Genomic DNA, 14,402 nt, shown 5'->3' with positions numbered 1-14,402 from the left:
TTTGGCCCCTAGCCAGTCACGAACTTGGGCAAGCCAAACAGACTAAGACCAAGTGCGAATTTGAAGATCACGAACAGGCCTAGCGAAAGGCCAACCCCGGCCAGCGCGGCATGGGCCGGGCGCGGGTTGATCTGATAACTCAGGATCGCGGCGGTCACCGCGGTCGGAAGGATAAAACCCAAAGGTTTGAGCGCATAGGCATAGCCAATCAACACAACAACGGCGATCAAAAGCGATCCGAGCGTTGCCAGCTCTGGCCATTCTGGGTCTTCGTCAGGTTTGAGGCACATGATGATCCCGCAAATGGCGGCCACTGCGCCCACGAGGATCGGAAAGGTTTTCGGGCCAACCGGGTCGGCCATGAAGCTGGTCTGGATCTGTGTTGCACTGGCGATATACGCCAGTGCAATCAGTGTCACGACCGCTCCGAAGATGCGGTCAGAGGCCATTACTGGATCACCCCGATCTCTTTGGACAGGGTGCGAATTTCTTCGACAACACCGTCAACGTAAGATTGGAAATCCCCACCAACTTTGGTGAAAGGCGCAAGGCCGTTGGCGGCCATGGCTTCTTGCCACTCGGCGGAATCGGCCACTTTTTGCAGACGCTCGGCCCACATGTTGAAGTCATCATCCGAGATGTCTTTTGGCACATAGAGACCACGCCAGTTCACGGCGACAACGTCCAAACCTTGCTCTTTGGCGGTTGGGATATCTTCGAAACCGGGCACACGCTCTTCGGTCAGAACCGCGATGGCGCGCACGTCACCGGATTTGAGGAAGCCAACGATTTCAGACATATCGCCGGTCATCGCCGCGGTGAAACCACCCACGGTTTGGGTGATCGCATCCGCGCCACCGTCAACACCGATATATTTGATCGCTTTGACGTCGGAAACACCGGCGCGCTGTAGGATCATCAGAGGTTTGATGTGGTCAAACCCGCCAACCGCAGAGCCACCGGCAAAGGCGATTTTGCCCGGCTCGGCCTTGATCGCGTCAACCAGATCGGTCAGCGACTGGTATGGGCTGTCGGCCGCAACGACGATCACGCCGGGATCAGCACCGATGGCACCCACGAAACGCACCTGATCGGCGGTCATGCCAGCATAGGCGTTTTGGGCCAGACGGGTCGAGGTTGCGGAGGATGCAGCCACGATCAGATCAGAGTCATCGGCACGCTCAGACACAACATGGTTGAAGGCAAGACCACCACCGGCACCGGCCATATTGGTGACCTGAACAGGTTTGTCGACCGCACCGATGTCATGCATGATTTTACCAATCTGACGGCAGGTAAAATCCCAGCCACCACCGGGGTTCGCAGGGGCAATACATTCGGCAGCGAACGCAGTGGTTGCGGTAACGCTGAGTACGGCACTGGTCATCAGCGCCTTGAAAAGACGTTTTGTCATGGTTTCCTCCCATTTGACACGGCGGTTTGATCCGCCCATGCTTTGAGCAAATCCCCTGAACCTGACAAGAACCTGTCATCCGCACAAAAAGGCCCCTTGATGCGATTTTTGCTGATTGAAGATAACATGCAACTGGCGGCCAATATCGTTGAACGCTTACAGCTTGACGGCCATGCGGTGGATCACGCCGCGACATTGGAGGCCGCAGATGATCTCATGGCGGTGGCTTCTTTTGATTTGATATTGCTGGATATTATGTTGCCCGATGGCGATGGGCGCACCTTTCTGGAACGGCAGAGGCAGGCCAAGGAACGGGTGCCGGTGATTGTGGTCACGGCGCGATCTGCCGTGTCAGACCGGGTCGGATTGCTCGACCTGGGGGCGGATGATTATATCACCAAACCCTTCGATTTTTCCGAGCTTGAGGCCCGGTGTCGAGCGGTTTTGCGCCGTCAGGGCGGTGCCGCTGACAACCAAAAGACCTTTGAAGGAACGGTGCTTGATTCGGCCAGCGCCGAGCTGCGATTCGGCACCAAGGTCATCGCGCTTCGCAACCGGGAGTTGCGATTGCTAGAGGTGTTTTTCAACGCCCCCGGCCAGGTATTTGCCAAATCTCACCTGATGGACAGATTGTTTTCACTGTCGGATGAGGCCTCGGAAAACGCGATTGAGGTCTATGTCGGGCGCTTGCGCAAACGGTTGGAGGGATCAGGAAGCAAGATCGAAACGGTGCGCGGTTTGGGCTATCGGATGGTGCCTGCGTGAAGGCGCATGGCTCGATCCGTAGACGGTTGTTTTTCCAGCTTGCCGGGGTCGCGGCGCTGTTGTCTTTGGTGTTCATTTTGGTGGTGCGCGGCGTGGCCGAACGCGCGGCGGAAGGCACGCAGGACGACATTTTGACCGCCTCAGCCACCGCGATTGCCGACAGTCTGCGCAGCGAAGGCGACGGGGTCACGCTTGATTTGCCCTATTCTGCGCTGTCGATGCTGGGAACGATTAACCAAGATCGGGTATTTTATCGGGTCAGCGTCGGGGGCGAAACCTTGACCGGTTACGAGGATTTACCATTGCCGGATCTGGTGCCGCTCTTGGGCGCGCGGGTGTTAACGACGTTGCAATATCGCGGCGAGGCTGTGCGCATGGTGTCGGTATCGCGCCGTGTGGGACCGGCGGCCAATGCCACAACGGCGGTGATTACCGTGGCGCAAACCCGGTTGGGATTGGCGGCGATATCGCGGCAGATCACCCTAACCGCAACGGGGGTAGGATTGGTCTTTTTGCTTTTGGCAACGGCACTTAGCCTATGGGCCGCGAATTCGGCATTGGCCCCGATCAGCCGAATGACCGGGGCGGTGACACGGCGCGGACCGTCCGATTTGCGCCCAGTGCGGGCCGAAACCCCCGAGGAATTGGTGCCTTTGGTTGAGGCGTTGAATTCCTTTATGGGCCGCTTGCGCGCCTCGCTGTCTCGGACCGAAGATTTTATCACCGAAGCCGCACATCGGGTGCGCACGCCATTGGCGACGGTGCGCGCACAGGCGGAAATCACCCACCGAAAGCTTAACAAGCCAGAGCACAAACAAGCGATCCGCGAAATGATCCGCGCGATTGACGAAAGCTCACGCTCGGCGGGGCAAATGCTTGACCATGCGATGGTGACCTTTCGTGCCGATAGTCTGGCGCGGGATGTACTGGATTTGCGGGCGCTGGTGAGCGAGACCTGTGATCGACTTGGACCGACGGCGGATCTTAAGGACATTGCCGTGGCCCGCGATGTGCCCGACGCGGCGGTGACGATCCAAGGCGATGGGATTTTGTTACAGGCAGCGATGCAGAACATCCTGGATAATGCGATCAAATATTCACCGGTTGAGAGTGATATCTCGGTACGGTTGACGCGCGGCAATGAGATCAGGCTGGAAATCAGCGATCAAGGGCGCGGCTTTGGAGGTGCCGATCCGAGCCAGATCACCAAGCGCTATACGCGTGGTGGAAATGTCGGCGATGTGGTCGGCTCCGGCCTTGGGTTGACCATCGCCGAAGAGGTGGCGCGGGTGCATGGTGGACGGCTTGAAATCGCGGAAAACACAAGCGGGGGCGGCGCATGCGTATCATTGGTTTTCTAGGGGCGATGCTTCTGGCAGGTGCTGTCCAAGCCTTTGAAATTGAAGATCAACGGACCTATCCAGCCGAGACCGAAGAGACCGTGCTTCGCATCATTTCGACCGCCGATATGGCGGTGTTTGAGCCGGTTCTAAAGGCCTTTCAAGCGGAACATCCCGGCACCACAATCGCGTATACGGTCACCGGCACCTCCGATCTGATGACCGCGATTTATGAGGAAGGTGCGGAGTTTGATGTGGCAATTTCATCGGCGATGGATTTGCAGACCAAGCTGGCCAATGACGGGTTTGCGGTGCCCTATAAACCCGCAGCGATTGACCTGCCGGAATGGGCGACATGGCGTGATCAGCTCTTTGCCTTCACCCAGGAACCGGCGGTTTTGGTGGTCTCGGATGCGTTTTTCGGCGCAGGCGAGGCCCCGCGCAATCGCGACGAGCTGATCGCGATTTTGCGCAACAGCCCAGAGCGTTTTGACGGCAAGATCGGCACCTATGATGTGCGCCGATCGGGATTTGGCTATTTGATGGCCACCCAAGACAGCCGCAACTCAGAGGCGTTTTGGCGGCTGATGGAGGTCATGGGGCGCCTAAATGCCCGGCTGTATTGTTGTTCAAGCGACATGATCCGCGATGTCGCCGAAGGGCGGCTGGCGTTGGCGTATAATGTCTTGGGGAGCTATGCGGCGGCGCAAGCGGTTGACACGCCCGGATTTCATATCATTGAGATGAGCGATTTCACCAATGTAATGTCACGCACCGCGCTGATCCCGGCGACAGTTGAAAATGAAACCGGGGCGCAGGCGATGATCGAGTTTTTACTTAGCTATAATCAGCGCCCCGATTTGATCACAGCGACGGGGTTGCCCGCGATTAACAGTGCCTCGTTTCAATCGAATACGGCGCTGCGACCTATTCGGTTTGGGCCGGGATTATTGGTGTTTTTGGATCAATTGAAACGGGAAAGTTTTTTGCGCAACTGGGAAAGCTCGCTTGAACAAAAATAGGTGTTTGGGCCGCGTTGCACCGGTGCTGGCCTCTTGGTAGCGACGGGCCGAACCCTTTGGCCACAAGAGGCGGGACGAGCTAGGTCACAGCGGGGGCAAGCCCGCGTTTAAGCTGTTTGATCTGTTCGGATTCAGGTTGGAAATAAGCCCGCAGCGGTGCGAGGCTCAGGAGGGGATCACAGTCTCCACACATAAAGATGTCGATGGCGGCATAGCCGTGTTCGGGCCATGTGTGGATCGAGATATGCGATTCCGCCAAGAGCGCAACACCGGTAAACCCGGCGCGATCACCGAAATCATGCAGGTTTACCTCCAGCACGGTCGCCCCGGCGGACTGCGCGGCGCGGCGCAGCACATCGGCGGCGGGCCTTGGATCGTGCAAGTGATCGGCCCCCCAGAAATCAACCAGGATGTGGTGACCAAGCGCTGGCGCTGTGAAAGGTCCGTTCAAGTCATACCCCCTGAGGTTGGCGCGGTGCGTTTCCGCCCTAAGAGGGGTACGAAGCCTTGGACGGTTAGGCAAGGCTGGCATTCCTGACCGCAGTGTTTTGTGCGGTATTTTGTGCGATCTCTTGGCTTTACTCGGGGAGCGGGATGAACTCTTGGTCGTCACCGGGGGGCAAATGGAAGCGCCCGTCTTGCCAATCACCGGCGGCCCAGGCCTGTTTGGCCTCGTCAATACGTTCGCGCGAGGAGGCGACAAAATTCCACCAGATATGGCGCGGACCATTCAACGTTGCCCCCCCCAGTAGCATCAGGCGCGCGCCCTGCCCCCCGGCAATCAGCGTGATCGCATCACCGGGGCGAAAGACCATCATTTGACCGGCCTCAAAGGTTTGACCCGCCACAATAATAGCGCCTTGAACCACATATACCCCCCGGTCTTCATGATTGTCGGGCAGCGGAATTTTGGAGCCGGGTTGCAAGAGCGCGTCGGCATAAAACATGTCGGAATAGCTGCGGGTCGGAGCGGTTTCACCCCAAGCGTTGCCAAGGATAAGCCGCACCTCTTTGCCCTCACCTTCAAGCAAGGGAAGCGCATCTTTGCCGTGGTGTTCAAAGGCGGCGTCGGTGTCTTCGTATTCCTCCGGGAGGGCGATCCAGGTTTGAATGCCAAACAACGCATGGCGGGTGGCGCGGGTCTGCGCGCTGGTGCGTTCGGAATGGGTGACCCCACGCCCGGCGGTCATCAGGTTGACCTCACCAGGATAGATCATCTGATGCGCCCCAGTGCTGTCGCGATGTTCAAATTCGCCCTGATACAGGTAGCTGACCGTCGAGAGACCGATATGGGGGTGCGGGCGCACATCAATGCCGCCTTCGGTGATGAACTCGGCCGGACCCATTTGATCGAAAAAGATAAAGGGGCCAACCATTTGACGGCGAGCAGATGGCAAGGCGCGGCGCACTTCAAACCCACCGATGTCGCGGGCGCGCGGGATGATCAAAGTCTCAATATCATCCACGGACCCGGCGTCGGGATGGTGCGGTTCAATGGTTGGGTTCCAACTCATAGTCAACTCCTGGGGCATCTTTTGGCTTGGGTGCCAAACGTGCAAGCCCTACAAATCTAAGGGGCCATTGTGCCGTTTCCAACGCACACACATCGTTCGTGAACGCCGACATCCAAGACATGTGTTGCCAAGCCGGGATACAGAGGGGTCAGGGGCAGGCCCCTAGACGTTTTGGCCACTCAACCCTTTGAGGATCGGACAATCGGGGCGCCCGTCTCCCGAGCATTCCAACGAAAGATGGCTCAAGGTGGCATGCATGGATTGCAGGTCGGTGATCTTGGCCTCAATCTCGGCAAGGTGTTTTTGCGCCACCGCTTTGACATCGGCACTGGCGCGGGTTTCGTCTTCGTATAGGGCCAGCAATGTCCGGCAATCTTCGATGCTAAACCCCAACGCGCGGGCCCGGCCCAAAAACGTCAGCTTGTGCAGATCACTGTCGCGAAACACCCGATACCCGTTGTCTTCGCGCAGAGGTTTCACAAGGCCGATGTCTTCGTAGTAGCGGATCGTTTTGGCCGGAAGCCCCGTACGTTTGGCCACATCGCCGATGGTGAGGTTCATAGGAGGCGTCCTTTATTCCGCAGCGGCCAGTGCCGGGTTGGCCGGCTGGTCCTTTGTCGTATCGTTGACGGATTTGGGCACAATCCAGCGCAGTCTCAGGGCATTGGACAACACAAAAACCGAACTGAGCGCCATCGCCCCCGCCGCCAAAACCGGTGACAACAACAGCCCGAATGCCGGGTAGAATGCACCCGCCGCTGCCGGGATCAAAACCGTATTATAGCCAAAGGCCCAAAACAGATTTTGCCGGATATTGCGCATGGTGCGCGCCGAAATATCCAAAGCGGACACCACCCCGTTCAGATCGCCCGAGATCAGCACAACATCCGCCGCCTCAATCGCAATGTCGGTGCCGGTGCCAATGGCGATGCCCACATCCGCCGCGGCCAACGCGGGCGCATCATTGATACCGTCACCGACAAAAGCCAATTTTCCAGAACGGCTTAGCTCTTTGATGGCGGCGACTTTGCCAGAGGGGAGCACTTCGGCCATAACAAAATCTATGCCCAGATCGGCGGCGATGGCTTCGGCTGTTTCTTGGGAATCGCCGGTGATCATCGCAACCTTGAGCCCCAATTTCTGGTAGGATTTGATTGCGTCCGGCGTGCCGGGTTTGATGGGGTCAGCCACCGTAAACAGCGCGGCGATCTTGCCGTCGATGGCGGCGTACAAAGGGGTTTGGCCCTGACGACCAAGGGCCTTGCCCTGATCGTCCAACCCACCCAAATGGATACCTTGGCCGTCCATAAAACGGTCAGCGCCGACCAAAACCGTATGGCCTTCAACCTGCGCCGAAACTCCGTATCCGGTATGGGATTGAAAATCTGTGACGATCAGATCGTCAAGACCACGCGCCGTGCTGGCACGGGTGATGGCCTGAGCGATTGGATGTTCTGAGAACCTTTCAACGGCGGCCGCAAGCTGTAAAACCCGATCTTCATCCATGCCGGGCGCGGGATGAATGGCGGACAACTCGGGACGTCCGGCGGTTAAGGTTCCGGTTTTATCAAGGGCGATGATCTTGGTCTCTTGAAGGGATTGCAGCGCATCGCCTTTACGAAACAAGACCCCCATTTCGGCGGCGCGGCCAGTGCCCACCATGATCGACGTTGGCGTGGCCAAGCCCATGGCACAGGGGCATGCGATGATCAAAACCGCCACACCGGCCACCAAAGCATGGCTCAGCGCCGGGGTCGGGCCGAACATCAGCCAGAGCGCAACAGTCGCCAAAGCCGCGAGCATCACCGCCGGGACAAACCAAATCGTGATGCGATCAACAGCCCCTTGGATTGGCAATTTTGCCCCCTGCGCCTGTTCGACCATGGTGATGATCTGCGCAAGCATGGTGGTCTCACCGACATTGCTGGCGCGCACAACCAAAGCCCCCGCGCCGTTAATTGTGCCGCCCACAACCTGCGCGCCTTGGGCCTTTTCGACCGGGATCGGCTCTCCTGTGATCATGCTTTCATCGACAAAGGAACGACCAGACAAAACAACAGCATCGGTGGCGATTTTCTCGCCGGGGCGGGTGTGAATTTCGTCGCCCACCACGATGTCGTCGATGGGCACTTCGACGATCTGATCACCGCGCGACACCCGTGCGGTTGTGGCGCGCAGACCGATCAATTTGCGGATCGCGGCGCCAGTGCGCCCTTTGGCCCGCGCTTCGAGCCATCGGCCCAAGAGGATCAAAACGACGATAACCGCCGCAGCTTCGAAATAGACATGATTGGTGCCCGCCGGCAAAAGCTCGGGGGCAAAGGTGGCCACGACCGAATAGCCGTAAGCCGCAGCGGTGCCCAACGCGACAAGCGAGTTCATGTCCGGCGTCCCGTTGAGCAGCTGCGGAACCCCGATGCGATAAAACCGCAGGCCCGGCCCAAACAGAACGGCGCTGGTCAAGACAAATTGCAAAAGGCGGCTGGTTTGCGCCCCAATGGTTTGGTTGATCCAATGATGCAGAGCCGGAACCGCATGCCCCCCCATTTCGATCAAGAACACCGGCAAGGCAAGCAGTCCCGCGATCAATGTCAGCTGTCCAAGGCGCGCAATATCGTCATCTGCCTTTGCGCTGGCATGGGCGCTGGAATTGGCGTTGGGCTGCGTGGTTGCGCCGGTTTTCAATGCGGCGGGATACCCCATATCGGTGATCAAATGGGCCAGTTTTGCGGGGCTGGTCACAGTGGCGGCATAGCGGATTGTGGCGATTTGGGTTGCCAAATTCACATTGGCCTCAACAACGCCGGGCACCGCTGTTACACTGCGGGCCACGCGTCCTGAACATGAGGCGCAAGACATATTCGACACCGCAAGCTCAGTTGTCTGAAGGTCGGCCGGATAGCCAGCCTCGTCAAGCGCGGTGACAATACCGGCCAGATCGGCAGGTGCGCTATAGGTCAAAAACACCGCTCCGGTGGCGAGATTAACAGCGGCCTGATCGACCCCCTCTGTCGCCATCAACGCACGTTCCACCCTGCCAGCGCAGGACGCACAAGACATGCGTGAAACAGGTAAAGAGAGGGTCGTTGGCGAGGACATATCGCACCTTTTGCGTTAGTGGCAGGCGGCCCAAAGGCTGGCTGGGGGTGTTGTTGCTAGCCTGAGTGATTGGACTGAGTGACTGGACTGAGTGACTGGGGTCGGCTTCTTGTGACTGGAAGGTAAGGGTTCCAGTTAGGGGAAGGTCAAGGGCCAAAACGCCGCGCTTCAACATGTGGCGGTTGAGGGCTAGAGCCACCGGCCGAATGTGATATGCCTAGGCGCAGAGAACTTAAACGTACCGGACAAAAAATGCGCCCCCTGCCCCTTGGCCCGTTTCGATTTGTGGCGCTGGATGTTGAAACAGCCAGCGGTCAGCCAGCGAGCATTTGCCAAATTGGTTTGGCCTGCGTGGATCATAGCAACCACATCCACAGCTATGTGACCTATGTCGACCCCGAAACAGGCTTTGCGCCGTTTAACGTTCAGCTGCACGGAATTGGCCCCGAAACCGTGGCTGGTGCACCTACTTTTCCGCAAATCTGGGCCGAGCTTCTGCCGTTTCTGGCCCCCTGTCACCTTGTGCAGCATAGTAAATTTGACAGCAAAGCCATTGCTGCGGCGTGCAAGCAATATAGATTGCCACGCCCCGATCTAAGTTGGAGCGACAGCGTGCGTATTGCCCGACAAGCCTGGCCAGAGTTCAAGGGCAATGGCGGGCACGGGCTTGGGCATCTGAAAACCGCGCTGGCGTTGGAATTCACCCATCACGACGCGGGAGAAGACGCGCGTGCCTCGGCTGAAGTTGTGCTCTTGGCCGAAGAGAAACTGGCGCAGCCCTTTGAAACAATTGCACAAACCAAGCATCAGGCGCAAATGTCGCTGCCGTTGTGATTACGGTTTAGCGGCCCCCAAGGCACGGGCAATGGCCGCAAGAAAATCGTCCCTCCGCACAGGTTTCATCAGGCGGATGTCGCCAGAAAGCGGCCCATTCCCCGCCTCTGTGGCTTCGCTCGCATAGCCAGACATGAAAACAACCGGCAGGTCCGGGCGCAATTCGCGCAGCGCCTTGGCCAAGTCGGTCCCTTGCAATTGGCCGGGCATCACAATGTCAGTCACCAAAAGGTCAAAGCCAAACACCTGATCCTCAAGCTCCATAACCTGCTCAAGGGCAGCGTCGCCTGACACCGCTTCGGTCACATCAAAACCTTGCTTGGACAAGGACTTGACCAAAGCCACACGTACATCTTCATTGTCTTCGACCAACAAAATCCTTGTGGACCCTTCCATATTAAGTGGCGCGTCCTGCGGCGCGGTCATCGTATCCGCTTCGGGCATAAAGGCTTTGAAATACAGCCTGAATTCAGTGCCTTGATCAAGGTCCGACGTCACCCCAACCCGACCACCTGATTGCGTCATAAATCCGTCCAGCATCGAAAGCCCAAGCCCTGATCCGCCGCCAACGCCCTTGGTCGTAAAAAACGGGTCAAAGATTCTGGGGAGCTGAGTGGGGTCAATGCCGTGACCATCATCAGACACGGTCAACACAACGTATTGCCCTGACGGGATTTTCTCGCCACGCACTTTGAGCTCGCCGGATGAAACCTCAAGGTTTTCAGTTTTGATGCGTAAAACGCCACCGCCCGGCATCGCATCGCGCGCATTCACGATCAGATTGAGCACCGCACTCTCAAACGAGCTTTCGTCGACAGTAATCGCCCACACATTCTCAGACAAAGCCATGTCGACGGTGATGGTGGAGGGTAAGGTTCTCTTGATCCAGGAATTGAGATTGCGCACGGTGTCGTTCAGATCAACCCGTGTGGGCACCAAAGGCGCGCGGCGCGCAAAACTCAGCATGTTTTTGGTCAACTCAGATCCGCGCAACGTCGCATTGATGCAATTTTGGATCATGCGTTTTTGCTCAACTTCGTCGGTTTCCCCCTTCAACAGCTCAAGGTTCCCCAATGTAACCGCAAGCAAGTTGTTGAAATCATGCGCCACCCCGCCAGTCATTTGCCCGATGGCATCCATTTTTTGCGTCTGAAACAGTTGGTCTTGCATCTTGCGTGTGGCGGTCACGTCCTGACACACCAATTCAAACCGCACATTTTCGGGGTCACACGCATCCAGAGGAGCGAATGTTTTACGAAGGGAGCGGATATCACCATTGGGCAGAACATGGCGCAATTCGGCGATCAGAGATTCGCCGCGAAACAATCTCTCGCCGACGTCACTCGCGGTGTCACGGTCATCCTCATGAATGATTTTTCCGACAATATCGTCACAGACATCTAGCGCTTTTATTTTCTTAATCGAGAGACCATGCATCGTCGCATATGTCTCATCGCACTCCTCGATCTTATTGGTCTGCAGGTTTGTAATCGCATAGCCCAAGCCCGCAAGTTTCGCAGATTGCGCCAGCCGGTTCTGAGACTTTTCCAGTTCCGCAAATTTCTGGCGCAACTCATCGTTGGTTTCATTGTAGAAACGATACAAAAATCCGGTTGTATAAACACCTATTATGGAGGCGATTAAATATCCAAAAATCCGCATGGCCCATTCTGCTGGGCTGTGCAATGCGGCGGGCAAGGAGACCGGCGGGAAGAGATGCCCCGATATCGTGAGCCACCCAATGACCGACACAGACACGGTGCCAATCGCCACCACAATAAGCCCAAGACGCATGCCACTGAGAACGGTTCCGACAATGGGCAAAACCGCCAGTACCGGAAAGAATGCAGTGATAAGGCCATATTGATACACATCGATCAGGGCGATGACAAAAAGGCATATCGAGACAATCAACGCCTTGGTCCGAGGCAGAAGGATTTCCGGTCCAAAGGCGACTGACCATGTTATCAAATACATGGTCAGCTCTAAAAATATGAGGGTATTCCATCCGTTCTCATACAGAGACACAAAAAGAGACGCGGAAATAGGGAACATCACCAACGCAATTGCCCAAACCAATTGCGTTACAATCTTGTCTTTTTGTTTTTTCAAGAGACCCGGATAATCCGCCGGATCAGGAGAAATATCCATAAAAAATCCTAACGTGGTTCCGCACGTCCAACCTAGTTAGGTTTACGCCAGGAATTGCATCGCGCCAAGATACTCTGGCTGCGACTTTCTTTCTGGCTGAAATTTGCCGTATATCACCGGCTAATTTATTGGCTCTCCTGCCACGCTCGCCAAAGACATCAGCAAAACATGAACGTCCTTTTTCGGTAAACCCTCTGTCGAAAGCCGGTCCAGAACCGCGCGATAAAACGAGGGGGAATGCGCCGCCCCGTGACCAATCACATGAGTGGCTTCAGCCTCTAATAGCCGATCTAACATCACCTCTGCGTCATAGGCATCGAGGGAAAGCAACCGTGAAAACGCCGCTTGGCGCACCCGGTTGTCGGGGTCGCTCAGGCAATCGAAAAGCTCTGCGGGGTCTTGGATTGCAGGAATGGCCAGTGATCTGACCAGTGCGTCGGGGTCAGATTTGAGGGCAACCAACTGTTGATGCAGATCGGGCAGATCAGCGGCCAACCGGGCGGCAATGGTGCGCACAATGTGGGTGCGATCCATCATGCCGGTAGACAAGTATGGGGTGTCCTCGGCAGTCAGCAGCCCGGCGAAGCTGCGCTGTTCGAGGGCGCGAAAAGCCCCAAAGCGCAGGTCATCTTTGGCATTTCCGGTCATGGCACGAATGGCCTTTGCGATGTCGTCCGAGGCGATACCGCCAATCAGGCTCAGCGCAAGGCGAGACAGGTCATGGGCGACATCTGCGGGGCCTTCGATGGCTTGGCGTTTGCGCGCCTTTTTGCCTTTTCCCTCTTGCTTGGGCGGGGCGATACGGTTGATCTGAATGGCCTCAAGGGTTGAGGACGCTGCGGGTTTGGCGGCGGGGGTCTCATCCTGCGCCATTGCGGGGGGAACGGCCTCAACATCACCGTCTTTGGTGATGTGCAGGCGCGGCCTGTCCGCGATATCTGGCGCAGACTGTCCGGTGTCTTGGGCCGCGCGCAACGCGCCTTGGGCAGCAGCGGCCAAGACCTCGATTGCGGCCATATCCTCTGACTTGGCGCGGGCAACCAGATGGGTCAGGATTTGCGTGCGTACCTGTTGGGCCGGGTTCGACAGGACCGAGATCAATCGCTCGGTCGCAGGCGCACCTTGCATCTTGGCAAGCGCATCAACAGCGGCGAGACGGGCCTCAAGCGGGCGGTCATTGTTGTTGATCAACATCAACAACGGGTCAACCTCCCCCCCCGCGCTCAGGCGCAGCCAGTTTCGGGCCACAGCGGTCGCCAGACTGCCGTCATCGGTGAGCAGCCAAGCCTGTAAATTGGGCTCCAACGCCGCGACCAGTTTCTCATCTAGCGGCAGGGTCAGATGATCCAAGGCCGCGGCCTGAACCTCGGGCGCGCGATCAGAAAGACCCGACACGGCCATCTCAGACTGGGCCGCAGCGCCACGGATCAGGGCCGCGACACGGATGTCCGAATGGGGGTCATTCAAAGCCAAATCGGCGAGTTTGGGATCATCAGGAGCCAAAAGCGGCAGGGCCAGTTTGCGCACGTCAAAATTGTCGTCGTTCAAGAGGAAATCAAGATGCGGCTCCAGCGCGGCGCTGTCCATGCGCGCCATTGTTTCGAGCACACGTTTGCGTGCCAAACCCTGTTCAGTTTGAGCAATGGTCAACAGCCAGACCATCCCGTCAGGCCCCATTTGCGAGAGCGCATCGCAAACCGGCAGATCGAGGTTCTGGCCAAATTCATCGTCGCGCGCTTCAAGAATGTCGCGCACGGACGCCGTGGCGTGCAACTGACCCAAGGCGCGGATACAAGCGGTTTGCACCTCAAGCCATTCGTCCCACATGCCAAGGTCGTCTTCCCAGGCGATTTCATCCTGGCAGCGGTCCATCGCCAATTTGTGCAGCACAGGGATGGCATCCTTGTCCCGCAATTGGACCAAGAGCGCGATGGCCGCGAGTTTTATCTCGCGGACGGGATCACCAATCAGGCTTGCGCGGATGATTGGTGCATCATCAGGATCGGCGAAATGGCGGAGCGCCTCCATTGCATCAGAGCGCACATCAGGGTCTTCGTCACGCAAGGCGGCCAAAAGCGCTCTGCGCACACGGTCATCACCGCGCGCAGTGTTAGCCAAAGCGCGGGCGGCATCGGTGCGGATCACCTCATTGCCGGTCGCAAGATGGTGCAACAGCGTCGGAACTGCGTCAAAGCTATCAGTATCAAAAGCCATACGTTTCAGCATCTTGGACCTCGGAAAATTTCAAAACGGAAGGATGATG

Annotated in this window: 12 protein-coding genes; 4 read left to right on the top strand and 8 right to left on the bottom strand. The window is 57.4% G+C overall.

Annotation, left to right across the window (positions count from 1 at the left end; all coding sequences use genetic code 11):
• Positions 1–8: 8 nt before the first annotated feature.
• Both ACRBB0_RS04810 and ACRBB0_RS04805 read right to left on the bottom strand, forming a co-directional pair.
• On the bottom strand, positions 9–449 hold the full coding sequence (locus ACRBB0_RS04810) for a tripartite tricarboxylate transporter TctB family protein (RefSeq protein WP_431373271.1): 441 nt from the start codon (positions 447–449) through the stop codon (positions 9–11).
• Positions 449–1,414, bottom strand: a complete 966-nt coding sequence (locus ACRBB0_RS04805) for a Bug family tripartite tricarboxylate transporter substrate binding protein (RefSeq protein WP_431373270.1) — start codon at positions 1,412–1,414, stop codon at positions 449–451. The genes ACRBB0_RS04810 and ACRBB0_RS04805 overlap by 1 nt, the downstream gene beginning before the upstream one ends.
• Positions 1,415–1,513: 99 nt before the next feature.
• On the opposite strand from ACRBB0_RS04805, the gene ACRBB0_RS04800 reads away from it, so the two are divergent.
• From ACRBB0_RS04800 to ACRBB0_RS04790, 3 genes are read left to right on the top strand one after another with little or no spacing between them, the layout of a single operon-like run.
• A complete protein-coding gene (locus tag ACRBB0_RS04800; RefSeq protein ID WP_431373269.1) occupies positions 1,514–2,179 on the top strand; it encodes a response regulator transcription factor in 666 nt (221 codons plus the stop codon).
• A complete protein-coding gene (locus tag ACRBB0_RS04795; RefSeq protein ID WP_431373268.1) occupies positions 2,176–3,540 on the top strand; it encodes a sensor histidine kinase N-terminal domain-containing protein in 1,365 nt (454 codons plus the stop codon). Before ACRBB0_RS04800 ends, ACRBB0_RS04795 begins: the two co-directional genes overlap by 4 nt.
• Positions 3,519–4,541, top strand: a complete 1,023-nt coding sequence (locus tag ACRBB0_RS04790) for an extracellular solute-binding protein (RefSeq protein ID WP_431373267.1) — start codon at positions 3,519–3,521, stop codon at positions 4,539–4,541. The genes ACRBB0_RS04795 and ACRBB0_RS04790 overlap by 22 nt, the downstream gene beginning before the upstream one ends.
• Before the next feature lie 79 nt (positions 4,542–4,620).
• Here ACRBB0_RS04790 and speD read toward each other — a convergent pair whose 3' ends face one another.
• The 4 genes from speD to ACRBB0_RS04770 all read right to left on the bottom strand — a co-directional run bounded on the left by speD (position 4,621) and on the right by ACRBB0_RS04770 (position 9,154).
• Positions 4,621–4,992, bottom strand: coding sequence for an adenosylmethionine decarboxylase (speD, locus tag ACRBB0_RS04785; RefSeq protein ID WP_431373266.1), 372 nt, complete (start codon positions 4,990–4,992; stop codon positions 4,621–4,623).
• Positions 4,993–5,119: 127 nt separating this feature from the next.
• Positions 5,120–6,055, bottom strand: coding sequence for a pirin family protein (locus ACRBB0_RS04780; RefSeq protein ID WP_431373265.1), 936 nt, complete (start codon positions 6,053–6,055; stop codon positions 5,120–5,122).
• Between the two features lie 162 nt (positions 6,056–6,217).
• A complete protein-coding gene (gene cueR, locus ACRBB0_RS04775) occupies positions 6,218–6,616 on the bottom strand; it encodes a Cu(I)-responsive transcriptional regulator (protein ID WP_431373264.1) in 399 nt (132 codons plus the stop codon).
• A 12-nt stretch (positions 6,617–6,628) separates the two neighbouring features.
• Complete coding sequence (locus ACRBB0_RS04770; RefSeq protein WP_431373263.1) at positions 6,629–9,154, bottom strand: heavy metal translocating P-type ATPase; 2,526 nt, start codon at positions 9,152–9,154, stop codon at positions 6,629–6,631.
• A 252-nt stretch (positions 9,155–9,406) separates the two neighbouring features.
• Here ACRBB0_RS04770 and ACRBB0_RS04765 point away from each other — a divergent pair, with 252 nt between their 5' ends.
• On the top strand, positions 9,407–9,988 hold the full coding sequence (locus tag ACRBB0_RS04765; RefSeq protein ID WP_431373262.1) for a 3'-5' exonuclease: 582 nt from the start codon (positions 9,407–9,409) through the stop codon (positions 9,986–9,988).
• On the opposite strand, the gene ACRBB0_RS04760 is transcribed toward ACRBB0_RS04765, so the two are convergent.
• A complete protein-coding gene (locus ACRBB0_RS04760) occupies positions 9,989–12,139 on the bottom strand; it encodes an ATP-binding protein (RefSeq protein ID WP_431373261.1) in 2,151 nt (716 codons plus the stop codon). It abuts the gene before it with no gap.
• Between the two features lie 120 nt (positions 12,140–12,259).
• Entirely contained in the window at positions 12,260–14,365 is a 2,106-nt protein-coding gene (locus ACRBB0_RS04755; protein ID WP_431373260.1) for a HEAT repeat domain-containing protein, read from the bottom strand.
• Positions 14,366–14,402: the final 37 nt, after the last annotated feature.

This window comes from Pelagimonas sp. (assembly GCF_050633425.1).
In the GTDB taxonomy this organism is placed as follows: Bacteria; Pseudomonadota; Alphaproteobacteria; order Rhodobacterales; family Rhodobacteraceae; genus Pelagimonas.
This window is presented reverse-complemented; position numbering and strand designations above follow the sequence as displayed.